Genomic DNA, 26,885 nt, shown 5'->3' with positions numbered 1-26,885 from the left:
GAAGTGTACTGAATGCCAATCGAACTAGGTATCTGGAAAATCAACAAAGGTATTGAGAAGGTTCACTTCTCAAATATTGAAACTGAGCGTAAACTTGAAGATGTTATATCCTCTGATATCAGCATCATCGACCCTACGGTAATGCTCATTGGGCGACAAATCACTACGGCATTTGGTAAATTTATTGATATTCTCGCTATGAATTCCGAGGGGAATTTGGTTATAATCGAACTCAAGAGAAACAAGACGCCACGTGAAGTCGTTGCTCAAACTTTGGATTATGCTTCTTGGGTTCAACAGCTAAATTACAATGATATCACACGAATTTACAGTGAGAAAAATCCAGGAAAGCAATTGGAACAAGATTTCGTAGATTATTTTCAGACAGATCTTCCAGAAACGTTGAATGAATCGCATCTGTTATTAGTAGTTTCGGCTGAGCTGGACCCGGCTACAGAGAGAATCATAAACTACCTAACTAACTTTGGCGTGCCTATAAATGCACTCTTTTTTCATTATTTTAAAGATGGAGATAACGAATACTTGGCTCGAAACTGGCTTATTGATCCCAATAGTTTTGAAGCTAAATCAATCAGTAATAGGCCCTTAAAAAGTGGAAAGGCTCCGTGGAATGGAAAGGACTATTACGTGTCACTGGGTGATGGTGAGTATCGGAATTGGGAAGATTGTAGAAAATATGGTTTTATTTCAGCCGGACAGGGAAAATGGTATAGCAGATCATTAAGTCTTCTTAAACCTGAGGATAGATTATTTGTATGCATCCCTAAAGTTGGCTATGTTGGTGTTGGAATCGTACAAGAGGAAGTTGTACCTATTAAAGAGTTCCAGGTCTTACACGGTGAAGAAAACGTACCTTTACTTAATTCCGATTTGCGAGTCAAGATGGATAAGGATGTTGATGATCCTGATCTGTGTGAATATGTTGTGCGTGTAAAATGGATAAAGACGCGTGCTAAGCAGGAGGCGATCTGGGAGAAAGGGATGTTTGCAAATCAGAACTCGGCTTGTAAATTGCGGAACCAGTTTACTTTGGACAGACTAACAGAACATTTTGAGCTGGAGAAAGAGATCAAGTGAAATGTAATACACAATAAAAAGATCTAGTAATGTTACCCTAAGTAAGAATTTTTATAAAATATTTCCATTTTAATACACTTGAATTCGGTTTTGCAAGATAAAATGCCCTTCTAGCGAAGGGTTTTTATTTCGTTTATACTTGTAAGGCCAATTTACTTGAGGAGTTGTCTAACGAATCATGAATAAAAAAGAAGTCGCGCATATACGCAAGCAGTTTAAACTCGATCACGATCTACTGAATATTTACGATATTCTCAACGTCTATATTACGAAGGAAACCAACGAGGTCTATCACTGGGAGCGTCACCCGTTCGAACTGGTGGATAGAGAGAAACAAGAGCTGTACATGGGCAATTTCAAAAAGCTGCTGACAGGTGATTTGGATCAGAAGTTGTTTGAGTTAAAATTCCAGGAAGCGGCGGAGGACCCGGCCCAGGTACTGCTTCATCAGGCTTTGGTCACAGGTGATCCAGACGAATGGCAGGACCTCATGCTGTTGCTCGTGGATCGAATGCTGGTGGATGCCAAGTATGAGCGGGACATGGTTGCTACGTTCGTACGTGGACAGTATTATCTGCCGACCAAGGCTAGAAACGAAGCCACGGAAGAGAGCGAGAAGAATGAGGTGTTCGCCCATCCGTTCATTCTGTGCAGCGTGAATTCCACGGAGAAGCAGCGGAAAACGCTATTGTTTGATTACGTGGAGAGAGAATTCAAATACAACATTATTGTCGATCCGATTATCAAATTAAGCACGCCAGAGCAAGGATTCTTGTATCCTAGCGTGACCGACAACTACTCCGATGTGAATCGAGTGTTATATTGCACAGGGAAATCCAATTTCCCGGACCCGCATTTTGTTGAAAATGTATTGAATGGCGAAAGATCCGTAACCGCACTGGAAGAAAGGGCGATCTTCGAAGATATCGTGAAGGAAGTGGCCGGTGAACAGCTCGATTCAGCCACCATTGCACATGTGTATGAAGAGATCAACCGCGTGATCGAAATTAACGAAGAGTCCCATGAGGAAGAACCTCCGAAGCTGGATTATAAAGATCTGGAACGTGTACTGACCGCAAGCGGTGTAGAGGATGTGACAACGGAGAAAGTGGAACGTGCCTTCGAAACGATCGTGGACAACAAGAATTATGAGATGAAAGCGACCAGTGTTATGCCGAAGTTTACGTCCAAGTCCATCAAGATCGAAACTAAGATTGCTACGATTTCGGTTAGCCCGCAAGACCTAAGATATGTGAAACAGGTGAACTATCAAGGCAGACGTTGCATCATGATTGAAGTGGACGAAGATGTCGTGATTGAAGGGTTTACCCTTAATACAGAAAAACTTATCAATGAGTAATTGATTCTAGACCCTGATGATGTAATATCATCAGTTATGGACGAATGAACGTCCATTTATTGCAAAAAGCCCAAGCCTAAAGGAACACTGAACGGCTCCCTGTCGTAGTAAACCATAGAAGACTACGATAGGAGCAGTTCAGTATGCCAAGGCATGGGCCTTTTGCTGTTTCATGACTGCCGTAGGAGTTGTTTGATTTCCGCTGCCGGACTGGAGCCAAGTTCTTCTTTGAGCAGTTCCTCCAGAACAAGATACTGTCGCTGGGCTTCGGTTCTTCGTCCAAGCGAGAGATACAACAAGATGATCTCACGATGAATATCTTCCCGAATCGAATCAATCTGGAGGATACGTTCAAAATAATACAGCGCCCGTAACGTCTCGCCTTTCTTCGCGTGATAGTGGGCAGCGGTTTCCATCGTCATGAGGAAGTCCAGTTCCAGCTGTCTGGACCACGCGAAAGCCCACTCATAGTGCCTTCCTTTCAGGAGTTCACCCGTATACAACGTGTCCATTCGCTCGAAGAGCTCGGGGCGATGTGCCGAAGCCTGACGCATCTGACGGAACAAGGCCTCGAACTCGTACAGATCACAGTTGATCGCTTCCCGGTCGATGCGGATGCCATTCCTGTCCTTAAGAATGATTGGCACATCGCTGTTATCACCGATGGCACGTCGCACGTAGTACAGTGTGGAATTGATGTTCGTCCAGGCCTTCTGCGGACTGAGGTCCTTCCACAACGTATCAGCCAGTGCATCGCGGGTGGTTGATTTGGTATACAACAAGAAGGCGAGTAACTCTTCCGTTTTGGGCGTTCTAAGTTTGATGGGGCTATCTGCTCCGGCTCCACCGAACACGGTAAATTCACCAAACAGACGAACGTTCAGTTTCGGTTCTGGCAACGCTAGCCCGGGCGTTGTCACGGATTTGTGAAGCTTTTCCTGCAACCGCTGAATGCTGCGGTTCAGTCGCTCTGCCGTGACCGGTTTAATAACGTAATCGATCACCTCTTTGTCGAAGGCCTGCACCGCATATTCCTCATATCCAGTCACCAACACGATGGGAAGCAAAGGGTGATGTTTCCGCAATTCACCAATGAGGTGCATACCCGAAATGCGAGGCATCGTTATGTCCAGAAATGCTGCATCGAAGCTATTCTCTGCCGCGTATTCACAGGCTTCTTTCGGATCGTGAAACGCACGACATACTTCAACTTCTCCGCTTTCTGTCAGAATACGATTCAGTCGCTTGAGCGACAGATCCTCATCATCCACGATGATGACTTTTATCATGTCTCATAACCCCCGTTCCCATCTGTGCTAATCCGTTGATTAGGAAGATCAAATGTAATGCGCGTTCCCTCGCCGTCCAGACTTTCCATCTGAAGGTGTCTTCCATACAGCAGGTTCAACCGGCTGGAGATATTCCATATTCCCACGCCGTTACTGCCGTCCGTGGATTGCCGAATTTCCTCCATTCTTTGCTTGGTTATGCCGATTCCGTTGTCCTCGATAGAGAAACGTGTTTCCGTATCATTCAGATTACGAATGGACAATATGACGCGACCACCGCGAATGCTGGACATCAGCCCGTGCCGAATCGCGTTTTCGATCAGGGGTTGCAACGTGAGGGGCGGAATATCCATATTTCGGTTCACGTCCGCATCCACATCAATAATGACCTCCAGCCGTGAGCCAAAGCGTGCCTGCTCAATGGCAACGTATGCTTCGATCATCTCCAGTTCGTTCATCAGGCTGGTTTTGGAGTCCAGATGTTTGAAGTGCACACTGCGCCTTAAGTAACTCGATAATTGCAAAATCAATTGTTCTGCCTGATTCGGCGCATCTACACACAATTCGGCAATGGCATTCAGAGCGTTATACAGAAAGTGAGGGTTCATCTGTGACCGCAAAAAGGAGATCTCGGCATCTCGCGCGGCTTGAACAGACGTTATCATCCGGGTCAAACCGCCGATCCGTGCCAGCAATTCCTCTGATTCAAACGGTTTTGATACGAAATCATTGGCACCTTTCTCCAAAGCCAGCTTCAACTGGTTGGCTTTATTACTTGCCGTCAGCATAAGCACCGGAAGCTCGGAAGGAGAGTAACGTTCCCTGATCCGTTCCAACAATTCGTACCCTGTCATGTCCGGCATCATAATGTCAGCAATGACCAGATGTACGGCGGGAAGCTGGTCGAGCAGATCCAGTACAGAAGGGGAGCGTGAGGTTACCGCATAACTGTAGCCTTCCAACTTCAAGAGATTCACTATGGTCTGTAAATTAGCCGAGTCGTCGTCCACAACGATGATCCATTCGTTGAGATGCCCTTCCACAATCGTTGGTTCTTCGAACCTTAGTAACTGATTACCATGACTTGTAGGAGCTATGGTAATTGGCTTGACGTTGGATCGTTTTTCACCTTTGCCATCGGCCAACGGAAAAGTCAGGATGAACGTGGCCCCCATGCCAGGTGCCGATTCTGCATGAATGGTTCCTCCATGCAGCTCTACCAGCTTGCGTGTAATGCTTAGTCCAAGTCCGGTGCCTCCGGCAACGACTGGTCCTGTATCTGCTTCCTGCTCGAATGGCAGGAAGATATGCTCCAGCTTGTCCTTGCCGATGCCACGACCGGTATCGATAATGCGGATTTCCGCTTTGCCTTGAACAACCGCAGCACGGATGCTAACCGTACCATGTTCCGTGAACTTGACGGCATTCCCGATCAAGTTATGCAAGATCTGAATCAATCGGTTGCCGTCGGCATAGATCGGCGGGAAATGCGCCGGGATATGGTTCATGAGTTCCACCTTTTTCGAGCCAAGCAGGAAGGAGTGCATACGCATGACGGATTCGACAAACGAGTAGAGATCGGTCGAAGACCGGTGGAGCGGGATGTCGCCATGTTTCATTTTCGAATAATCCAGCAATTCATCGACCAGGTAGGTTAATCGTCTCCCGCTTCCCGTCACAATCGCCAAGTTATGCGCCTGATCGTCGGTAAGCGGGCCTTCGGCACCTTTGAGCAGGCTCTCACTGATGTTGACAATCGCATTCAGCGGTGTTTTGAGCTCATGCGAAGTGTTGGACAGGAAGTCGTCCTTTACTTTATCCAGCAAGAGTAACTGGTCCTTGAGAGCGCGTACCGTACGATATGACTCGAAGAATCGAAGGACCGCCAGAAACAGCATCAGGATGCTGAACAGGACAATCGAGACCTGGCCGATGTTCATATTTTCCTTAAGTGAGATGGAGAAGAGGTTAATGTCCAGACAGTACAGTGTGATGCTTAAGAGAGCCGCGTACCACAGAAAAGCAGACAGTCGTTCACCCTTCTCACTCCTCAGAAACTGTGATGCGCATTGATACAGCAACCAGAGCAGCATCAACGTGTACATCACGACGACGTAAGGCGCAACAAGCCCATAGACTGAGATTGGCAGGAGTGCGACCATACATAAGTAAGCTCCGAAGATGATCAGAATCACCGTCGTAAGCAGACCGGACAGGATGCCTGTTTTGAATCGGTAGAAGTAAAAGGTCAACAGACCCAGACATGCCATGGAGCAGAAATCTTTTAATTTATAGAGCGTGCTAAAGGAGATTTCCGTATTCAACATGGATAACACACGTTCGCTGATCATGCCGTTATAGAGTGCATACAGCAGACAGACTAGACCAATCAGCAGCAGGGAATCGTCCCTGTTTCGGTAGAGTGCGGATCCCAGGTAACTGATGAGGAATATGATCGCAATGGTAGCCAGTACAGCAAGCGTGCCGAATTCAACGGCTGTGCTAATTTGATGTTTATTCAGCATGGCTGCTTGTTCGCCGAAAAAGAGTGGCCCTGGAATGCCAGAGTCCGTGTAATCGTAATTAGCCACCCGGATCAAAATTTCAATGTCACCGCCATGATAAGGGAAAAAGCCAATCTGGGGGGAGTTACCCGGTCGGTATCCCGCTGATTTCTCCATGGCATGTCCGTCTTCCAGCAGCTTGTTGCCATTGATATAGATTTCGCTGGCAAAACGAATGTTCATTTTTTTGATCGCCAGCGTTCCCAGGGCAGGTACATTTCGGAGCACCAGTCGATACGTGGCAAAGCCGTGGGTTGGCAGTCGTTCGCCGTCTATTTTAAGTCGATTCCAGGAACCGGGAACTTTTGCATAAATATCATGTGCTTTTGTGGGGCCAACCTGATTCGGAGTTGCAGATTCCACAGGAAGCAGCTGGTTCCAGTAAAATTCCCACTCCCCGTCCAGCTTGATCCGCTCCTCCTGTTCCGGGTTCCAGTCCGATAGGTCCATAACACCTTGACGGGCATGAAGAGCCGCAGATTGGGGTTCTCTGATCGTTGACAGGAGCAGAACAGTAATAGCGAGTACAACAGTCAGGACAATGCCTGAAATTTTTAATAACACGAAGTGCTGCTCCTTTAGAGGTTGTTTGATCCATGGATAGATTCGAACCAAATTTCTTGTATTCTATCGGCATTGTAGCGAATAACGCTAGGGGGCGCAATCAAATTTCGACATTTTTTTCTATTATTGTTGCGTGCGTGAATTCATACCCAACCCGTGAATTCCAATATCGACGCTTTTGCAGACTGTGCTTCCGTATGAGCCGCTTTGCGCCAGGTTTTGGGTGATTCTCCCATCAGTTTGGCAAAGCAGCGGTTAAAGCTGGAGATGGATCGGAAGCCAACTTGCTCGGAGATGGACAGAATGGAGGACTCCGTGCTTTTCAATCGCTTGCATGCCTCTTCAATTCGGGTACTGTTCAGAAAATCAAGCGGTGTGGTTCCCATAATTTCATGGAACTTGCGGCGAAAATGCGTTGTACTCAGATGACACAGATCAGCGAGGTAATCGATGGTCACAGGCATCATATAGTTTTTGGTGATAAACTCCAGCACGGGTGAGATGACCAAGTCGCCTTGGAGGTCTCGTTCCCGTTCCTGATTCTGCGCTGACCAGCTCTCGTTGCTTGCATGAAGTCGAAGCAGTTCGATGTATAGAGACATCAATAAGCCGTACGCGCTCTCCCGATAATAGGGGGACTGCTGCTTAATCTCTTCTACGATTGATGTTGCGAGTGAGTGAATTTTGGGATGCTGCTCCTTATTCAGAATGCAATTGGTTCCCTGAATCGCCCATAGATTCGGTTCAATGTGGTTTTGGGCTGTTTTGAGTGAATGGCGGAAGAGTTCTTCCGGTGAAAAAAAGATATAAGCCCACAGGCTGGCGTTATTAGGTGAACTATATGTGGTATGCGGAAGGTAACGGGGAATGAACGTGACGTCGCCTGCCCGAAACGGTACAGATTCCCCCTTAATCTCCATGACCCCCTCATCCGAATAACAGATGCCAATCTCCATGTGGTTATGGAAATGAAGATGCTCACTCTTGATATCGGATATTCTCCAGCGGTCTCCACTGAGTAACAGGACAGGGAAATCAATCGGTAGGCTGTAGTGACGATATTCAATGACAGGTTTCTTCGGTTTGGGCATTGTCGAGGGCTCCTATGTATAAATGATTGAAATTGCGCACTTTTGTTGTGAATATGCTTAGATTGAGACTATTTTACTGCGTACAATGGAATAAGTAAAGCGTTTACAAATGGACGGACACCTCTCAAGGCGCACTTGGGGGTGTGTGCGCAGGGAGAGGGGAATAACAATGCTTCAAGTGAAATATGACAGAGAACAGATTCTGCACGTAATCGAGAACGTTACCAAGAAAACACTGGATATGGATCTGACATGGGATTGGCCCGGCGGTGTGGCCTATTATGGTGTATCCAGAGCCTATCAGACAACAGGCAACCAAGAGATTCTGGACAGGCTGGTGAAATGGGCAGACGAATATATCGAGCTGGGTCTGCCAAGTTGGACTGTAAATACATGTGCCATGGGTCATGTGCTCATCACTTTATATGAAGAAACAGGGGATCAGAAGTATTGGGATATTGTTCTCAGCAAGGTTGATTATCTCCAGAACCATGCCCTTCGCTTTGGAGACAATGTGCTTCAGCATACAGTATCCGTGTCCAATGATTTTCCGGAACAGGCTTGGGCGGACACCTTGTTTATGGCGGCATTTTTCCTGCTCCGTGTAGGTAGCAAATTAAAGGATGAAGCCATGATTCAGGATGCGCTGAATCAGTATTACTGGCATATCAAGTATCTTCAAGATCCAAGCAGCAGTCTGTGGTATCACGGTTATAACAATATCAACAAGGACCATATGTCCGGATTTTACTGGGGGAGAGCGAACGCTTGGGGCGCCTATACGATGTCTCAAGTGAAGCCGCAATTGAACGACTGGTATCTGTATCCGCAATGTATGGATGTAGAATGTGCTCTTCGCGATCAATTGGCGGCTCTGAAGCTGGTACAGACCGAGAACGGCTTGTGGCGTACGGTGCTGGATGACGTAGAATCGTATGAAGAGGTATCAGCTTCCGCGGGTATTGCAGCGGCAATGATCAATAACGGCAACCCACTGCATACCAAATATGTGCAAAAGGCACTCGAAGGCATCCTGAACAACATTAGCGAAGATGGACGTGTGCTTGGTGTATCTGGCGGTACAGCAGTGATGAAGGATCGGGATGGCTATCGCAATATTCCTAAAGACTGGATTCAAGGCTGGGGTCAGGGCCTAGCACTCGCTTTTTTGTCCGATATGTTGAGATAGGGAGGGAACCCAATTGTCCAAATTAACCAAAGGCTCCTTTACACTGCCGGGAGAATCCGGTTATGAGGCCCTTACGCTGGAACTTGCCGATCGCTGGGGTGCTGATGTGATCCGTGACAGTGACGGTACGAAATTGTCTGATGAGATTATTAATGCCGGATATGGCATCTATTCAACCATTTGCATCATTCGGGATCATAATGAGTGGGCATCCCGTAATCTGGATAAGCTGCAGCAATGTTTTCTCATTACGAATCCGAAGGTCGCTGTACAAGATTATGTATCCATCTATCTGATGGAGGATTTTTTTGCTGAACAATTCAGGGTGAATGATTCCAAAGAAGCGTTTAAGTATTGGCAGGTATATGATCGAACGACTGGAGAAGAGGTACCAAGAGCACAATGGAATTATGAAAGGGAATCTGGCAATGTAGTGATTACTGGCGTTGCTCCCTGGCATAAATACACGGTAAGTTTCATGGTCTATCGGATCTGGGAAGAGATCTCCATGTACAATCATACGACGAATAACTGGGATAAAGAGCATCTGATGCAGATTGACCCAATCTATACGGAAACGCAAATCTATCTGCTGGATTGGATGGAAAATTGGTGCCAAAACCATCCGGAAACAACGGTTGTACGTTTTACATCGCTATTTTATAATTTCGCCTGGATCTGGGGCAGTGATGAGCGGAACCGCCATCTGTTCTCGGATTGGGGTTCCTATGATTTCACGGTAAGTTCGAGAGCGCTGGATCTGTTTGCTCAGAAATATGGGTACTCACTCTCAGCCGAGGACTTTGTGAATGGTGGTAAGTATCAGGTCACTCATATGCCTGCGAATCAGCGAAAGTTGGATTGGATGGCCTTTATCAATGATTTTGTGATTGAATTCGGCAAGAAATTAATTGATATTGTGCACAAGCATGACAAGCTGGCTTATGTCTTCTATGATGACAGCTGGGTAGGCATGGAGCCGTACAATGATCGCTTTCATGAGTTCGGATTCGACGGCATGATCAAATGTGTATTCTCCGGATATGAGGCGAGAATGTGCTCAGGCGTTAAGGTGGATACCCATGAGATTCGCTTGCATCCCTACTTGTTCCCGGTTGGCCTAGGAGGGCTTCCTACCTTCAAGGAGGGCGGAGATCCTACCCTTGATGCAAAGAAATATTGGATTAATATTCGGCGTGCGCTGCTGCGTGAGCCGATCGACCGGATAGGCTTGGGTGGGTATTTGCATCTGGTTGAGCCTTATCCTGATTTTGTGGATTACATTGAGAAGATTGCCCATGAATTCAGGGAAATGAAAGAGCTCCATCAGAAGGGAAAACCTTATCAGATCAAGACAAAAGTAGCCGTTCTGCATAGCTGGGGCAAGTTAAGATCGTGGACCTTGTCCGGTCATTTTCACGAAACGCATATGCATGATCTGATTCATGTGAATGAGGCATTAGCCGGGTTGCCTGTTGACGTGCAGTTTATTGATTTTGATGATATTTGTCAGGGCGTATTGAAGGATGTGGATGTTGTCATTAATGCGGGTTCTGCTGGTTCAGCATGGAGCGGTGGAGAGCATTGGAGTGACCACAAGTCTGTGGACTTATTGACCCAATGGGTGTATGAGGGTGGTACCTTTATTGGCATTAACCAGCCTTCGGCAATGGATGGGTACGACAGCTATTTTAGAATGGCACATGTGCTTGGGGTGGATGAGGATACAGGCGCCAGAGTTGTTCATGGCAAATGGTCGGTTGAGGTTAATGATGAGTATGGTTTGGTTCCGGAAGCTGCGAATATCACGTCAAAAGGTAAAGGTAGCATTTATCTAACGGATGGGACAGCCAAGGTATTGCACGAGACAGATGGTAACATCACGTTGTCCACACATGCCTTCGGAAAAGGAAAAGGGATCTATTTACCTTCCTTCGAATTCAGCTGGGCAAATACAAGATTACTTCTGAATTTGATTCGATTTGCGGGCAATGAATTCCATGAAACACAGTACATCACGGATAACTTGTATACCGAGTGCGCTTATTATCCTGAGAGCAACATATTGGTTGTGATCAATAATAGCGATCAGGTTCAGTCCACGACGATCCATACAGAGCATGGAAAACAGACCATGGAATTGGAGCCGTATGATACGGTGATCACCAAAATTGGTTTAACCAAATCGGTATCCCCATAGAATAATGACTCGATAGACCGTATCCCTTAACCAGGGAGCGGTCTATTTAGTGATATATTTAAATAAGGATAGGGATCATGAGCCCTAATATATTATTGTTTTCATCTATTCAAAGGAGACAGTGCTCTAATGTACAGTTATAAAATGTTGGACAAGATAAGCACGGAAACACTTCACCAAGCGTTTGTGGATGCGTTCTCCGACTATCAGGTTACAATGGATCTGCCCTTTTGGAAGTTTCAACAAATGCTCCAACGAAGAGGGTATCACCCCGAAATATCTATAGGAGCCTTTAAGGATGGGAGAATGGTCGGATTTGTTATCAATGGACTTCGAAGCTGGAATGGAAAGGCAACTGCGTATGACCTTGGGACAGGCGTTGTACAAGAATGCAGACGGCAGGGCGTTACAAGCCATCTGCTCTTGAATATTCAAAAGCTGCTAAAAGAAAAAAATATAGCGCAATATCTGCTGGAAGTCATCCAATCCAACGAATCTGCAGTTCAGCTTTACAGTAAACAAAACTTCAAAATTCAAAGGGAATTCTCATGTTTCCAGCTGGAAAAAGATAAATTCATACCGAAAACGACCTGCGCGGTGGAATGTGTGGAGAGAATTGATTTGCAGCAGTTTAAGGAATTTTGGGATGTGGAGCCCTCCTGGCAAAATTCAATAGATTCCATCTACGCTGTACCAGAAGCTTTTAGCTATGTAGTTGCACGTCAGGATCACAAAATTGTTGGCTATGGCATTATAGATCAAAAAACAGGTGAAATTCCACAGCTTGCAGTGAACCCAAATTATCGGGGCAAAGGTATTGCAAGCAACATCCTGACAGAGATGGTCAAGCGCACAGAATCGCCTAGGCTCAGTGTCCTCAATGTGGAATCTCATCTCAAACCGATGGTAGATTTCCTCCTGGTCAAATCAGGTTTTACGTATCATGTTGGCCAGTATGAAATGCTCCTGAAATTATAACGTGATCGTCGTCTCGACGTAGGATCAAATCGGGTTCAACGAAAATATGTGAGATATTCGTATCTGTCCTGTTGGGCCAGTCGATCGGGAGGTTGAATTAAAGGCCTCCTGAATTCCTGGATTGGAGTATCCAATCATTCCCTTACTCGTTATAATAATGTGGATGTCAATGTAAGAGGAGACAACGATAAGACATGAGCCGCAAGACACACTGTAAGCGCATTCAGTTTCTGGATGATTGGAGCCTCAAAACGAAGTTGTACATATTGTTCATTTTTTGTGTGCTGGTTCCGGTCCTGGTCACCAATACCGTGTTTTACCTAAGCATCAAAGGTAACATAGAGGAGAAGGAGCATAGCCGATTCAATGAAATGCAGCAAAGGATCAAGTTCAACCTGCGAAACAGTATAGACAATAGCTTGTATGTGTCCAATTTTCTCTATACCGATGGAACGCTGAACCGGTTCATGGAGTCCAAGTATCGCGATCAGGAAGACTATTACTCTGCCTACTATGATATGCTTAGCAACAACAATCTGGTCAGGTACTATTACAGCTACCAGCAGGTGAACCAAGTTACGTTTTATGTTGGCAATGATACCTTCGTCAATGGAGGAAACTTCATTAAGCTGGATGATGAGGTGAAGAAAAGTGATTGGTATCAAGCGCTTATGAACACAAGCGACCATATCATGATCTATTCGTATTTTGACAAGCAGCAGGCAGAGATGTCGCAAAGTCAGGGAGGACGCAAAGTCAGCATTATTCGCAAGCTGGATTACTTTGGGGAGCAGCAGGTTGAAAAGGTGTTAAAGGTTGATCTGGACTATTCTTTCATCAACAAATCGCTTAAAAATGAGGGAGCGAACGGGAAGGTATATGTCGTATCGGATGGCAGGGTCATTTTCTCGAACGATTCCGAAATGAACCAGACGCGCCAGCCATTTAATCTGATTGCGAACAGTCCAATTGATCCTGTTCAATCCATGCAATCGATTCCCGTCGTATCCGAGGATTGGCAGATTTTCGTCAGCACGGAAAAATTGGATGTTCTTTCGGAGATTGTTAACTCCAAGCTTAACTTGACGTTGCTGATCATTCTTAATCTGTTGGTGCCCACACTGCTGATCTGGTTGATATCCAGATCACTGGTCATCAGAGTTGATCGGATAGCGAAGCACCTGGATCAAGTGAAGCATGAGAAATTTGAGGTGATATCGGGACCTGTGGGCAAGGACGAGATCGGTAGCCTGACTCATAGTTATAACATGATGGTCATCAAGATCAAGAATCTGATTGAGATTGTGTTTAAGGGTCAAGTGGAGCGGCAAGCCCTCGAGCTCTCCAAGAAGCAGGCGGAGCTGAAAGCCCTTCAAAGTCAGGTGAATCCCCATTTTATGTTCAACACCCTTGAAACGATCCGTATGCGGAGTTTGATCAAGCAAGAGCTTGAGACCTCCGATGTCATTCATAGACTGGCACTGCTGCTGCGTCAGACGATCAATTGGGGCGACGATCTGATTACCATCGCACAAGAAATCAATTTCGTGGAAAGTTATCTGAGTATTCAGCAGTATCGCTTTGGCGAAAAGCTACAATTTGCAATCAGGATCACTGACGAATCCATTGCAGCGATGATGATACCCAAACTAACCGTTCTCACCTTTGTGGAGAATGCTTGTATCCATGGCATTGAAGGGATAGCAAATGATGGGGTCGTGGAGGTATTATTCGAAATTCGAAGTAATGCGCTCTACATTTCCATTCGAGACACCGGCGTCGGTATGGATCAGGACAAGCTGTCCTCGCTCCGCAAAATGATGCAAGACCCGAGTATGGATCGGATGAGCGAGCTTAGCAGCATTGGCATGATGAATGCATATATTCGGCTACGGATGTATTTTGATGATTTCGTTCAGGTGCACATATTCAGTGAAAAGGGGAAGGGGACAACGATTGGCATTCAAATTCCTCTTATGCTGGCATCCCAAGAATAAGGAGCGAGGATATGATCAACGTGCTGATTGTGGACGATGAGCCATTTATTCGCCAAGGACTTCTATTGTTAATTGATTGGGAGTCTTACGGTTTCCAGATTTGTGGTCAGGCTTCCAATGGCAAGCAGGCATTGGAAGCCATACGCGCTGTGCAGCCGGATCTGGTCATTTCCGACATCAAGATGCCGGAAATGGACGGCATGCAGCTTGCGCAAACCTTGTATGAGCAATATAACGGTGATATCAAGCTGATTCTGCTTAGTGGATTCTATGAGTTCGGATATGCCAAGCAGGCAATTAAATATCAGGTGAATGACTACATTCTCAAGCCTATCGTGAAGACAGAACTGGTACAGGTGCTTGAAGAATTCAGGGAGGCATTTCACGCACGGACAGAAGAGAAGCGTTATCAGCAAAAAAAGGATCATATGATTATGGCCCAGCATATGCAGTCAATCTTGCTTGGGGTGGCTGAGGAGGAGGCTGTTACGAGTCTGCAGCCCCACTATCAAGATGCCGGCACAATGCGTTGCATTCTGATTGAGGTGGAAGGCGTTCCAGAACAGGGAATGGATTGGTGCGCTCGGGTTGAGGCATGGGTGGATGAGCCCTTGCCGGGGCAAGTTTTGAAGCCGTTTACAGGTGATAAAAATGCGGTTCTGCTCATTGTTACGGATCTGATGGTGAAACGTAAGGCAGCGGCCTTGGAGCACTATTTGACCCAACTACATACCGAGTTGAGCCGCGATCAAGGAGCGGTGGTTGCTTGTTATGTTGGGAAGGAAGTACAGGGGTTGGAGGCGCTGCATGAGTCTTATCAATCCTGCGGCATAATGAAAAACTTACGTTTCTTCACCACGTGTGGGCCCATTTATTATTTCGAGCTTATGGATACGACCCTATTTATCAATCGGCCAGGTCAATTCGAAAAACAATTGTTTGATGGGCTGGTCAAGTCTATCGAGGAACAGCAGACGGATGAGCTATACAGCCATGCAAAGGCCATTTTTCAATATTTTCTGGATGAGCGAATCGAGCCTGCTATTGTCCGAATCCACTTGCACTATTTGGCATACAATTTGCTGGATCTTGTGAATAACGATACGGTTACTCCAGATTCCGGGCTGATGGAATCGGCTTTTCTGAAGGTGAACTACGCGATGTTATCCATGGAGGAAAACATTGAACATTTATGTGAGTTCTCACTTATGTGCGCAGAGGAGCTGAAGGAGCAGCAAAAGTCGAAAGGGATGGGCATATTAGCCAAAATCGAGGCCTTCATTCACGAGCATTACAGAGAGAATATCAGCCTGAAGCTGCTGGGAGAGCAGTTCTACATGAACAGCGCATATCTGGGACAGATTTTCAAAAAGCATTACTCGATCAGCTTCAGTGATTATTTGAATCAATTGCGAATAGAGGAAGCCGCGCGGCTGTTGCGGAGAACAGATCAAAGAGTATACGAGATTGCAACAATGGTCGGATATCGGGACTCCGATTATTTTATTAGCCGGTTCGAGAAACTCATGGGGGAGACGCCTGCACAATATCGTAAAAGTGCCCATGCTGCGTACTCTCTTGATTCAACATCCTGCACTCCTTGACGGAGCGGCGGGATATTTTTTTCGCAGATACTGGAATTAGTGGGATTCCGTCTATAGTTTATCCCGTTGAGAGGGGCATGGAAGCATGATAATTTTAAGTCAGCCTTTGGAAAGCGCTTTCCAAAAAGCTTCTGTCAATATAATCGATGGAGGGGTCATGATGAAAAAGGATGTTAGAAAAAGAATCAAGTATAGTGCTCTGCTAGCTTTAATACTGGTCATTGCACTCGCTGGATGTACACCGGGATCGTCCTCGAAAGGGGAAACAACAGCAGATGGAAGGGAATTGAAACAATTTTCAGCCTTTTTTGCTGTACCTGGGAAAATTGCGCCTGACGATAATCGGGTGTTAAAAGCTATTGAGGAGAAAACCGGCGTCAGAGTTACGATGGACTGGCTTACGGGCCAAACAGCCAAAGAACGAATTGGTGTGCTCATTGCAGGCGGCGAATATCCCGACTTTATCGATGGGAGTGATGGTACTCAGCAACTGGTAGCAGCAGGGGCGCTAGTACCACTTGAGGATTACATCGATAAATATCCAAACATCAAAAATTACCTGGGTGAAGACTGGAAGAAGATGAAAAATACGACGGATGGACATATCTACTTCATTCCTCAGTTCGGCAATATACAAGAAAAGTCGATGAAAGTAACCCATGATGGAGAAGCGTTCTGGATTCAGAAGGCCGTACTGGAATGGGATAATTATCCGACAATCAAAACACTTGACCAATACTTTGACTTAATTGAACGGTACAAAGCAGCGCATCCGACCGTTGATGGTCAGCCAACCATTGGATTCGAGATTATCTCTTATGACTGGCGTTATTTCGCACTGGAGAACCCTCCGCTCTTCATGGCTGGTTATCCTAACGAAGGCGCAGCCATCGTTGATAAAGAAACGCTGACGGCCAAAAACTATAATACTATTCCCGAAGCGAAAGCATATTTCAAGAAGATCAATGAAGCATATCATCAAGGCCTGGTCGATAACGAAACCTTTACAGCAAACTATGATCAATATATATCCAAAATTTCAACCGGACGTGTGCTGGGCATGGTGGATCAAGGATGGCAGTTCCTTGATGCCGAGGCATCACTCGTGAAGCAAAAATTGTATGACAAAACCTATGTACCGTTGTCCATCACACTCTCCGAGGATGTCAAAGGACGCTATCAGAACAATCCAATCCTTAACGTGAATGGTGGCTTGGCCATTACTAAGAGCTGCGAGGATATTGAAGGGGCACTTCAATATATTAATGATTTGCTGGACCCTGAGATAGAGGTATTGAGAACCTGGGGACAGGAAGGCGTGGATTACCAGGTGGATGACAAAGGCGTGTTCTCCAGAAATGAAGAGCAACGTGCGAATTCCAAAGATCCGGACTGGGTGCTTGCGAATACGGGAAGCCCATTGGTCTATTTCCCGCATCATGAAGGCATGACCGCTGATGGGAAGAATGCTCTTGACCCTAAGGAGCAGCCGGAGGAGTACCTTGCCACATTGAATGACATCGATAAAAAAGTGCTCAAGGCTTATGGATATACGAAGTTTACCGACTTCCTGGAGCCTGCGGAGGAAAATGAACCGTGGTTCCCGATCTACACCTATAATTTCGAACCGAATAAACCAGAGACCATTGCCAGACAGAAGATGGACGATGTTAAACGCAAATGGCTGCCAAAGGTGATTATGACTTCACCAGCCGAATTTGATAAGGCTTGGGAAGAGTATCAAGCCACGCTCAAGGAGAGTGCAGATATTAAAGCATATGAAGATGCGCTGACGGAAGAAGTTCGCAGACGTATGGAACTGTGGGGATAAAGGCCTGTCACACCGAAAGGCTATGGGAACCCCGTAGCCTTTCTTACACGCCAGATTCGGGAGATTGGATAGGAAAGGAATCGATTCATCCAGACTGGGTGATATAGATAAACTCGTCAGCAAGGAGAGAAAAACATGGCCAAAAAGGAGCTGCAGCCTTCGTTAAAGACCAGCCATATCCCAGCGGGAACAAGCTGGATCGGGTACAACCTGTCCAGAATGAAAAGTCAGCGACAATTAATGTGGATGTCATTTCCGTTTATTGCGTTTATCGCTATTTTTGCGTATGGACCATTATGGGGCTGGTTGATGGCTTTTCAGAATTATAGACCAGGCATTGGTTTTATGGAGCAGGATTGGGTGGGGCTGGATCATTTTCGAACGTTATTCACGGACCCTACATTTTTACGTGTCATTCGCAATACGCTGGCGATGAGCCTGATCAGTCTGTTTCTGGGATTTGTCGGTTCAATTGGTCTGGCGCTCTTATTGAATGAGCTGCGGATGGTATTGTTCAAACGCGTGGTACAGACGGTCTCTTACCTTCCGCATTTCCTGTCGTGGATCATCGTAACAGGGATCGTTGCGAATGTATTGTCAACGGAAACCGGAATTGTGAATGTACTGCTGACAAAATTGGGTCTGATTGATGCACCAATCAACTTTTTTGCGGAACCCAAATACTTCTGGGGGATTGTGGGTCTGTCCAGCATGTGGAAGGAAATTGGTTGGGGTACGATAATCTATCTGGCGGCCATGGCGTCGATTAATCCGAGCTTATACGAAGCAGCTTCCATTGACGGAGCCGGCCGCTTTCGCAAAATGTTCAATGTCACACTTCCAAGCATCAAACCAACGATCATTATCCTACTTATCATCAACGTGGGTAACGTACTGAACGCAGGTTTTGAGATTCAATACTTGCTGGGGAACGGACTTGTGCAGGATGTGTCCGAGACAATCGACATTTTTGTTTTGAAATACGGAATTAATCTCGGCAACTACTCACTTGCCACCGCCGCAGGCATTTTCAAAAGTGTGGTCAGTCTGGTGCTCATATTTATCGCCAACGGGATTGCCAAGTCTCTTGGTGAAGAGCGGTTGATATGATAAGGGGGCAGAACTGTGAAGCGATTTCGTAGAAGACGAAGCATGGGGGATTCAATTTTTTCCATCACGAATGGCATATTTATGTTGCTTGTCATGGTTGTTACGTTATATCCTTTTTTAAACACCATTGCCGTATCTTTCAATAACGGACTGGATACAATCCGCGGAGGGATCTATCTCTGGCCGAGGGAATGGACGCTGCAAAATTATGTCTCCGTATTCCAGAATCCGAATCTGACACAAGCTGCATTTATTTCGGTTGCCCGAACCGTGGTTGGAACGGTTGTGCAACTGTTCTGTACCGCGATGTTGGCCTATGTGCTGAGCCGCAAGGAGTATATGTTTAACAAATTGGTCACGACGCTGTTCGTAGTAACGATGTATTTCAGCGGCGGTTTAATTCCGGGATACATGCTGATCAAACAAGTGGGGCTGCTGAACAGCTTCTGGGTATACATTATTCCCGGTTTGATCGGGGTGTTCAACATGATTGTCATTCGTACCTACATTCAGGGACTCTCGGAGGGATTGATTGAATCCGCGAAGATGGATGGAGCCGGAGATTTTCGGATTTTCATGCGTATCATACTTCCTCTATCCAAGCCGGTGCTGGCTACGGTCGCATTGTTCATAGCTGTAGGTCAGTGGAATTCCTGGTTTGACTCCATGTTGTACACGGCGGGTAATCGGAATTTGACCACTTTGCAGTATGAGCTTATGAAATTATTATCCTCTGCGACCTCACAGGGTGGAACCGTCAACGTGGATTCATACAAAAATGTGACCAACATGGTGACTCCTGTATCCATTCGTGCAGCAATCACGGTTGTGACGGCCATGCCGATCGTTTTACTGTATCCGTTCTTGCAAAAATACTTTGTCACTGGACTCACCATTGGAGGGGTAAAAGAATGAAAAATGCAAATCAAAACGAACAATGCACGTTTAACAATCCGATTATGCCCGGATTTTATCCAGATCCGTCCGTTTGTCGGGTGGGTGAAGATTTTTATTTGGTGACCTCGACTTTTGCCTATTTTCCTGGGGTTCCGATCTTTCAGAGCCGTGATCTTGCACATTGGAAACAGATTGGAAATGTACTGGATCGCCCTTCACAATTGAATCTTCAGGGAGCAGGGCATTCACAAGGAATATTCGCTCCAACGCTTCGGTATCATGAAGGCACCTTCTATATGATTACAACCAATGTATCACATGGCGGCAATTTTGTTGTAACCGCTACCGATCCGGCTGGGCCATGGTCTGATCCTTATTTTATAGAAGGCGCAGAAGGAATAGACCCTACGATTTTCTTCGATAACGGCAAGGCATATTACCTGGGTACACGTCCTTGCTCTGAGGGAGTTCGTTATAACGGAAACTGGGAAGTTTGGCTGAGGGAGCTTGATCTGACCACCATGAAACTGGTGGGGGACAGTTACGTGCTCTGGCGTGGGGCCATGGTTGATGTTATTTGGCCTGAAGGACCGCATCTGTATAAGATCGACGAATATTACTATTTATTGATTGCAGAGGGCGGCACAGGACCCAACCATGCCGTGACCATTGCGCGTAGCCAAAGCTTAACCGAAGGGTACGTTGGAAATCCCAATAATCCAATCATTACGCATCGCCATTTGGGCAAACGATACCCTACTGTTAATGTAGGACATGCCGACTTGGTGCAGGCTGCGAACGGTCAATGGTTCATGGTCATGCTTGCTTCGCGTCCTTACGGTGGGAGCTTCAGCAATCTGGGGCGGGAGACGTTCCTTGCTTCGGTCATTTGGGAGGACGGATGGCCAGTTGTCAATGAAGGGCGCGGCATCCTGGAGGAGCAGGGTACGCTGGATTTAAAACCTGTTCCGGTAGAGCCCCAACTGCGTTTTGACCATTTTGACAGTGATCGTCTGGGCTTGCAATGGATGTTTTTGCGCAATCCTCAGGAAGACCTGTATTCATTAACCGAGCGCAAGGGATATTTGCGATTGAAGCTGAAACCGCAAACCTTGAAGGAAAAAGAGAACTCCAGCTTTGTCTGCCTACGGCAAAGGCATATGGATTACGTGGCAGCCACAGCGATGGAATTTGTGCCCGGGAATGCAAATGAGACGGCTGGTGTTGTCGTCATTCAGAACGATCAGTATCATGTACGGATTGAGCGTGCACTGGTTGAGAAACAGCAGATGCTGCGTGTGGTGACCTGTATAGATGGTCAGGATACCCACATTGCGCAGGTCGCGCTGGATGATGAAGTATCGCGGGTGTATATCAAACTGGCCGCAATAGGTCAGCAATTAAGCTTCTACTACAGCACAGATGGAAGTCGGTATCATCTGGTTGCGGAACAGGTGGATACAAGCAGCCTGAGCACTGAAGTGGCCGGCGGCTTTGTTGGCTGCTGTATCGGAATGTTTAGCAGCAGCAATGGGACTTCATCGGATCAGGTAGCGGATTTTGACTGGTTTGAATATGGTTCCTATGAAAGTTAGTTAGATGACAGAATAACAGCAAGTAAGCTCAATCCGGTGGCGGTAGTCCAGGGATTGAGCTTTTTTTCTCTTTGTTTAAGCGAAAACTGTGGGGAGTGGGGCCGCGTTACAGTTTATTGTCCAGCTTCATGTGCTGAGTTTTTTATGATGTTAACAATTTTACGCTGAGCATCCCTGGCTTCCGGAATCGGATAGAGGACGAAGACATGATTCATTTTGGGATAAATGTACGTTTGGTGATCGATTTTCTGATCCGTCAGCATCTTGTCGAGCTTCATATTATCAGGAAACAAACCTTCGTGAGTTCCGATAAAGATGCTGATTCTACCAAGGCCAGTGAAATCTCCGTAGATTGGACTGATTAACGGGTCATTTAGAGGTTTATCAGCTGCCCAGATTCGCCGGATGACATCATATCCTTCCACAGCGAGCATCGGGTCGCGAGTCTCATAATCAAATATGACCGGATTGTCCAGCACCATATCCACACAAGGTGATAACAAGATGATATCTTTGGGTTGTGGGAGATCATGCATTTTCAGATAATGGGCCAAGGCAAGGGATATGTTGCCTCCTGCGGAATCCCCCATAATGGTGAGTTGTGCCGGGTCGTCCACAGAGGCAAGCAGATTCCGGTATAGATTGAGCAGTTTCGGATACGTGTGCTGATAATTAAAATGAGGAACCTTTGGATAGATGGGAGCAACCACCTTGGCATTCAGAGCCTGAGCCATGCGATCCATGAATTTCCAGTGTAAAGACAGCGGCTGGTGTGTATGCGCCCCGCCATGAATGTAGAGAATGACCCTCTGTTCACGGGAATGCTGATCGTTTAATGTGAATACCTGCATGTCTTCATGGGAGCGTTCTTTGATGGAAGATGACCATTTTGTTTTAGCCAAGGTATAGGGTTTAATGTTTTCCAAGCCCATATGATCCAGGTGTTTGCGAGTAAGCTCGCGTGTTGAAAAATTTTTTTTGGTATCTAACGTTGCGATATATTTCTCGAATAGAAAACTCGTCAACGAGCGTTTATGATTATGGATATACATATTCATTGAGGAATCACCCTTCCTGATGGAGTTCAGATATAAGATCTGTGAAGAAGAATATAAATAAAGTATAAAGGTTGAAGTGTACTGCAAGGTCAATCTTAATTTTTCCATCGAACCGTTTACGGTTAGAGTAAAGCATGGTATCCGTTCTATGTTATGATATTTGCATCTTCAAAAGTTCGATTGAAGGGGCATAGCGTATGAATCAAAGCATACAACAGTTTAAAGCGGATTTTTTCAAAGCATTGGCACATCCGATGCGTATTCAGATTTTGGAGCTGCTGAGTGAAGGAGCCAAGAACGTGAATGAACTGCAAAGCATTCTGGGATCGGAAGGCTCTGCTGTTTCACAACAACTGGCTGTACTGCGCAGCAAAAACGTTGTCCATGGAATCAAAGAAGGCACAACCGTCACCTATTCGCTGCGTGATCCGCTGATTAAGGACCTGCTGGCAGTCACCAAACAGATTTTTGACAATCATCTGGTTGATGCCATTTCCATGTTGGAAGACATTCGTAAAGAGTCCTGACACAACAAACAAGAGCAACTGGGTGTCATCACCGGAGGTTCTTGTTTTTTGTGTTAGTCTCCTGCGGGAAATGGTGTGCAATCCGATTGACAGGATGTGTGCGGGGGAGTAGTCTTTTGTGTATATTCAAATATTTAAATATATGAAGAAAAGAAGGTTTTTGTTCATGAGATGGATGGGGAGATATGCTGGTTACAATGCTGCCGCTTTTCGCAAGGATCTGTTATCGGGGCTGATTGTAGGTATTATTGCAATTCCACTCGGTATGGCCTTTGCCATCGCTTCCGGGGTCAAACCGGAGTATGGATTGTATACCACAATAATCGCAGGGATTCTCATTTCCTTGCTGGGTGGGTCCAAGTTCCAGATTGGCGGGCCAACGGGTGCATTCATTCCGATTCTATTCGCCATTGTGATGCAGTATGGATATGAGAATCTGTTGATCGCGGGAATGATGGCTGGTTTGATGCTTGTTCTTATGGGCGTATTCAAGCTTGGTGCATTAATCAAGTTCATTCCCAGGCCGGTGACAATCGGTTTCACGGCAGGAATCGCCGTTATTATTTTTAGCGGACAGATTCCGAACTTCCTGGGACTTCGCGGCATCGAGAAGCATGAGGACTTCTGGTCCAATATGAAAGAAATTGGGATGCATATCTCGACAGTTAATATATACAGTGTGCTTACAGCTGGAATCTGTCTGGCTGTTCTTCTGCTTGTGCCCAAGTTTGCACCAAAGGTGCCTGCATCACTGGTGGGGCTGATTCTTTCGACGGTAGTCGCAGCGTTCCTTTTCGAAGGGCAGGTGGCTACGATCGGTTCGTCCTTTGGCGCCATACCTAACGCCTTGCCTCAGTTTCATGTGCCGGAGATCACTTGGGAACGTATCATGAACTTGCTGCAACCCGCTTTTGTCATCGCCATGCTGGGTGGCATTGAGTCGTTGCTGTCAGCTGTGGTTGCCGATGGCATGACCGGAAGTCGACATAACAGCAATCGGGAGTTGATTGGGCAGGGAATTGCCAATATGGTGACGCCGCTATTTGGGGGCATTCCTGCAACAGGAGCGATTGCGCGTACAGCAACAAATATCAAATCCGGCGCAGTATCGCCATGGTCTGGCGTGATTCACGGTGTAGTGGTACTGCTGGTACTTGTTCTCTTTGCGCCATACGCATCTCACATTCCTCTTGCGAGTATGGCTCCGGTTCTGATGCTGGTGGCTTGGAACATGAGTGAACGGAGATCCTTCATGCATGTCATGAGAACCAAAACGAGCGATTCACTCGTTCTGCTCATTACCTTTTTGCTTACTGTATTTACAAGTTTAACGACAGCTGTAGAGGTGGGGTTGATTCTGGCTGTTGTTTTATTCGTTAAGCGGATGAGTGAGATGTTGAAGGTTGCCAAAGTACTGCCCGATCCCGAGCATAAACATGAGAAAGTCATGGCCCACATGGTTCGGGAAGGACATGACTGTCCGCAGATCAGCTTATATACGATTGAAGGACCTTTATTTTTTGGTGCGGCAGATATGTTCGAAAAGCCGGTCATGGATTCGATTCATCGACGACCGGGCATTTTGCTGTTGCGCATGGGTAAGGTACCCTTTATGGATACAACAGGCGAAGCTAACCTGGCGAGTTTAATCAAGCATTTTGAACGGTCGGGCGGGATTGTATTGTTATCGGGCATACAGGAGCAGCCACTTGAGATGTTGAAACGAACGGGTCTGTTAGAGCGTTTAAATCCTGCACATCGGTTTGAACATACTGGGGAAGCCATTAATTATGCGTTACAGCATTTGAACGAGGAGAAGTGTAAGGGGTGCAAACATTTTGCCTTTCGTGAATGTGCTGTATTGTCGAGCGCTGGAACCGATCCAGAGCGTAATAGCCTTCTGAAATCTGGGAAGCGGGTCAATGCAAGCAGTTCTGTATAATCCACGCAAGAGAGAAGGAACTTTGGAAATCCAACGTTGATGCACCAACCCGTTTGAAATATATATTCTGGAAAATTAACGAAAAATAGACTATGTTATAGGTTGATAGGTGAATACGGTTACATCGTTTATCAGATGAGAAATAATCATATAAACTGAAGGAGTATACATATGTCCATTCAACCGACGGCTTTACGGTCAGTGCTTAACCCCAGGTATCTGGAGTCTGCATTGAGCAATCAGTATGACATTGGAACATGGGAAGAATGTTTGTTTTGGCTTAGAGGATTGAATGATACTTACCGGGTTCGCACGTCCAGTGGCATGTATATTCTTCGGATCTACCGCACTGAAATTTCGGAGGAAGATGTTCAGTATGAGCTTTCGTTATTAGCTCAACTGAAGAACGTTCTAACTTCTGCGGAACATACCGACATTGGAGAATTTATTCAGAAGAAAGATGATACGGGATATACGGTGCTGGACGCTGCAGAAGGCAAACGGGTTGCTGTAATGTTTCGTTATATTGAGGGCACGGAGAACAACTTGGAGGATGAGGAGTCTTGTTACGCCTTTGGTCAATCTGCCGCTGAATTGCATAAGGCTATGGATCAGGTGAACGTGGGACTGCCGCGATATGAGCTTGATTTGAAATTTCTTATCGACGAACCCTTAGAAAGAATCATCCGGTATATCGGTGAGAACCATGAAGCAGCAGCATTCCTCCATACGTTTGCAACAGCATTAAAAGAACGCATCTTTGCCACTTCCAGCCAAGACCTGGACTTTGGTCTGTGCCATGGGGATATGCATGGGAATAACAATGCATTTCAACAGGAGCATTCGTTTATCCATTATGACTTCGAATGGGCAGCCAAAAGCTGGCGTGCTTACGATCTGGCCCAAGTGAAAATTCGGAAACGGCAGTCGGGTGATTCAGGGCAGAAACAAAGACTGTGGGATGCGTTGATGAAAGGATACCGGTCGGTTCGGAAGTTTACGGATGCAGATGAACAGGCGGTTGATCTCTTTATTATCGCTCGAAGGTTCTGGGTGATGGGTCTGGATGTTGCTTTTATCGAAAGTGATATGGGAGCTCTGGATTATGGCGAGGATTGGTTGGATAGTTTCGTGGAAGAGTTTCGGGGCGCAGGTCTCGTCGATTAATTATTCAAAGAAAAATATAGTTACCTTCATCATGCCGCCAATCTGGCGGTTTTTTTTGGGTTTGACTAGAAATCAAAAATGACATACCTGTGTGTAGCGTTTACTCTGCGAGTTCAACAGGTTTGTCATTGAACTTGTAGCCAACGCCCCGAATCGTACGGATATAATGTGGCTTGGCAGGGTTTTTCTCCAGCTTCTTCCGCAAATTATAGATATGTACCATGACCGTATGTGTGTCGCCCATATGTACATCATCCCAGAGCAGTGAGAAGAGCTGTTCATTTTTGTATACACGATTGGGATTCTTCGCCAGGTGGAAAAGCAATTTGAATTCCTTGGCCGACAAAGCGATGGGTTTGTCACCTACGAGCACACGGTGGGTGGCCGGGTCGATGAGTAGTTGATCAAATACCAGTGTTTCATCCTTCTGTTCCTCTTGTTTCTGTGGCATGTTGTTTCTCCGAATATGGGCCTTAACTCGTGCAATCAGCTCAATCGGACTAAACGGTTTGGAGATAAAGTCATCCCCGCCCAGGCCAAGTCCGATGACTTTGTCTGTAGCTTCGTCCTTACAACTTACGAACAAAATAGGGACATTACTCGTTTTGCGAATCTCACTACAGATCTGGAAGCCATCCATTCCAGGCAACAGCACATCGAGCAGTACAAGATCCAGTGAGTGCTCCTGTGCAGCTCGAAGTGCCTCAACGCCAGTATATACAGAAACGGTATGAAAACCTTCCCGTTTCAAAGACATAGTTAATAATTCATTGATTTCATGGTCATCATCAATAATCAAAATCGTGTTTTTTAAAGACATACGT

The 26,885-nt window shown here is 46.1% G+C and carries 19 protein-coding genes; 14 read left to right on the top strand and 5 right to left on the bottom strand.

All coding sequences use genetic code 11. The features are described 5' to 3' along the window. The first annotated feature begins 12 nt into the window (after positions 1 to 12). Positions 13 to 1,098 (top strand): endonuclease NucS domain-containing protein, encoded by a 1,086-nt coding sequence (locus MKY73_RS25670; RefSeq protein WP_339304096.1) that lies wholly within the window; start codon positions 13 to 15, stop codon positions 1,096 to 1,098. A 178-nt stretch (positions 1,099 to 1,276) separates the two neighbouring features. Continuing rightward, positions 1,277 to 2,458 carry a DUF4317 domain-containing protein gene (locus MKY73_RS25665; protein WP_339304095.1) on the top strand — a complete coding sequence of 394 codons (1,182 nt, stop codon included), beginning with the start codon at positions 1,277 to 1,279 and terminating at the stop codon, positions 2,456 to 2,458. A gap of 170 nt (positions 2,459 to 2,628) precedes the next feature. Here the strand turns inward: MKY73_RS25665 and MKY73_RS25660 are convergent, their stop codons facing one another. The 3 genes from MKY73_RS25660 to MKY73_RS25650 all read right to left on the bottom strand — a co-directional run bounded on the left by MKY73_RS25660 (position 2,629) and on the right by MKY73_RS25650 (position 7,966). Continuing rightward, positions 2,629 to 3,747 carry a response regulator gene (locus MKY73_RS25660; RefSeq protein WP_339304094.1) on the bottom strand — a complete coding sequence of 373 codons (1,119 nt, stop codon included), beginning with the start codon at positions 3,745 to 3,747 and terminating at the stop codon, positions 2,629 to 2,631. Then, positions 3,744 to 6,875: an ATP-binding protein gene (locus MKY73_RS25655; RefSeq protein ID WP_339304093.1), complete on the bottom strand. Its 3,132-nt coding sequence runs from the start codon at positions 6,873 to 6,875 to the stop codon at positions 3,744 to 3,746. The genes MKY73_RS25660 and MKY73_RS25655 overlap by 4 nt, the downstream gene beginning before the upstream one ends. Before the next feature lie 143 nt (positions 6,876 to 7,018). Beyond that, positions 7,019 to 7,966 carry an AraC family transcriptional regulator gene (locus tag MKY73_RS25650; protein ID WP_339304092.1) on the bottom strand — a complete coding sequence of 316 codons (948 nt, stop codon included), beginning with the start codon at positions 7,964 to 7,966 and terminating at the stop codon, positions 7,019 to 7,021. 169 nt (positions 7,967 to 8,135) lie between these two features. Between MKY73_RS25650 and MKY73_RS25645 the strand changes: the two genes are divergently transcribed. From MKY73_RS25645 to MKY73_RS25605, 9 genes are all read left to right on the top strand, one after another. Continuing rightward, on the top strand, positions 8,136 to 9,155 hold the full coding sequence (locus MKY73_RS25645) for a glycoside hydrolase family 88 protein (protein ID WP_339304091.1): 1,020 nt from the start codon (positions 8,136 to 8,138) through the stop codon (positions 9,153 to 9,155). A 13-nt stretch (positions 9,156 to 9,168) separates the two neighbouring features. Beyond that, the gene (gene gnpA / locus MKY73_RS25640; RefSeq protein WP_339304089.1) at positions 9,169 to 11,355 is read left to right on the top strand and encodes a 1,3-beta-galactosyl-N-acetylhexosamine phosphorylase; all 2,187 of its coding nucleotides are present in this window, start codon (positions 9,169 to 9,171) and stop codon (positions 11,353 to 11,355) included. Between the two features lie 129 nt (positions 11,356 to 11,484). Further along, positions 11,485 to 12,333 (top strand): GNAT family N-acetyltransferase, encoded by an 849-nt coding sequence (locus MKY73_RS25635; protein ID WP_339304087.1) that lies wholly within the window; start codon positions 11,485 to 11,487, stop codon positions 12,331 to 12,333. Between the two features lie 194 nt (positions 12,334 to 12,527). Further along, the gene (locus MKY73_RS25630; RefSeq protein WP_339304085.1) at positions 12,528 to 14,330 is read left to right on the top strand and encodes a sensor histidine kinase; all 1,803 of its coding nucleotides are present in this window, start codon (positions 12,528 to 12,530) and stop codon (positions 14,328 to 14,330) included. A gap of 11 nt (positions 14,331 to 14,341) precedes the next feature. Then, positions 14,342 to 15,934: a response regulator gene (locus MKY73_RS25625; protein WP_339304083.1), complete on the top strand. Its 1,593-nt coding sequence runs from the start codon at positions 14,342 to 14,344 to the stop codon at positions 15,932 to 15,934. A gap of 157 nt (positions 15,935 to 16,091) precedes the next feature. Continuing rightward, positions 16,092 to 17,765: an extracellular solute-binding protein gene (locus MKY73_RS25620; protein ID WP_253430299.1), complete on the top strand. Its 1,674-nt coding sequence runs from the start codon at positions 16,092 to 16,094 to the stop codon at positions 17,763 to 17,765. Between the two features lie 135 nt (positions 17,766 to 17,900). Next, on the top strand, positions 17,901 to 18,875 hold the full coding sequence (locus MKY73_RS25615) for an ABC transporter permease subunit (protein WP_249913521.1): 975 nt from the start codon (positions 17,901 to 17,903) through the stop codon (positions 18,873 to 18,875). Positions 18,876 to 18,917: 42 nt separating this feature from the next. Then, on the top strand, positions 18,918 to 19,790 hold the full coding sequence (locus MKY73_RS25610) for a carbohydrate ABC transporter permease (protein ID WP_339308758.1): 873 nt from the start codon (positions 18,918 to 18,920) through the stop codon (positions 19,788 to 19,790). Next, positions 19,787 to 21,367: a glycoside hydrolase family 43 protein gene (locus tag MKY73_RS25605; RefSeq protein WP_339304080.1), complete on the top strand. Its 1,581-nt coding sequence runs from the start codon at positions 19,787 to 19,789 to the stop codon at positions 21,365 to 21,367. Before MKY73_RS25610 ends, MKY73_RS25605 begins: the two co-directional genes overlap by 4 nt. Positions 21,368 to 21,480: 113 nt before the next feature. Here the strand turns inward: MKY73_RS25605 and MKY73_RS25600 are convergent, their stop codons facing one another. Continuing rightward, positions 21,481 to 22,425, bottom strand: a complete 945-nt coding sequence (locus MKY73_RS25600; RefSeq protein ID WP_339304078.1) for an alpha/beta hydrolase — start codon at positions 22,423 to 22,425, stop codon at positions 21,481 to 21,483. A gap of 197 nt (positions 22,426 to 22,622) precedes the next feature. Between MKY73_RS25600 and MKY73_RS25595 the strand changes: the two genes are divergently transcribed. The 3 genes from MKY73_RS25595 to MKY73_RS25585 all read left to right on the top strand — a co-directional run bounded on the left by MKY73_RS25595 (position 22,623) and on the right by MKY73_RS25585 (position 26,061). Next, positions 22,623 to 22,952 (top strand): metalloregulator ArsR/SmtB family transcription factor, encoded by a 330-nt coding sequence (locus MKY73_RS25595; RefSeq protein WP_017690603.1) that lies wholly within the window; start codon positions 22,623 to 22,625, stop codon positions 22,950 to 22,952. 166 nt (positions 22,953 to 23,118) lie between these two features. Further along, positions 23,119 to 24,894, top strand: coding sequence for a sulfate permease (gene sulP, locus MKY73_RS25590; RefSeq protein WP_339304076.1), 1,776 nt, complete (start codon positions 23,119 to 23,121; stop codon positions 24,892 to 24,894). A 171-nt stretch (positions 24,895 to 25,065) separates the two neighbouring features. Then, entirely contained in the window at positions 25,066 to 26,061 is a 996-nt protein-coding gene (locus MKY73_RS25585) for a phosphotransferase (protein ID WP_339304074.1), read from the top strand. Between the two features lie 100 nt (positions 26,062 to 26,161). Here the strand turns inward: MKY73_RS25585 and MKY73_RS25580 are convergent, their stop codons facing one another. Then, on the bottom strand, positions 26,162 to 26,881 hold the full coding sequence (locus tag MKY73_RS25580) for a response regulator transcription factor (RefSeq protein ID WP_339304072.1): 720 nt from the start codon (positions 26,879 to 26,881) through the stop codon (positions 26,162 to 26,164). Positions 26,882 to 26,885: the final 4 nt, after the last annotated feature.

This window comes from Paenibacillus sp. FSL R5-0519, from assembly GCF_037974275.1.
In the GTDB taxonomy this organism is placed as follows: domain Bacteria; phylum Bacillota; class Bacilli; order Paenibacillales; family Paenibacillaceae; genus Paenibacillus.
Note: the sequence above shows the minus strand (reverse complement) of the source record. Positions and strands in the feature narration are given on the sequence as shown.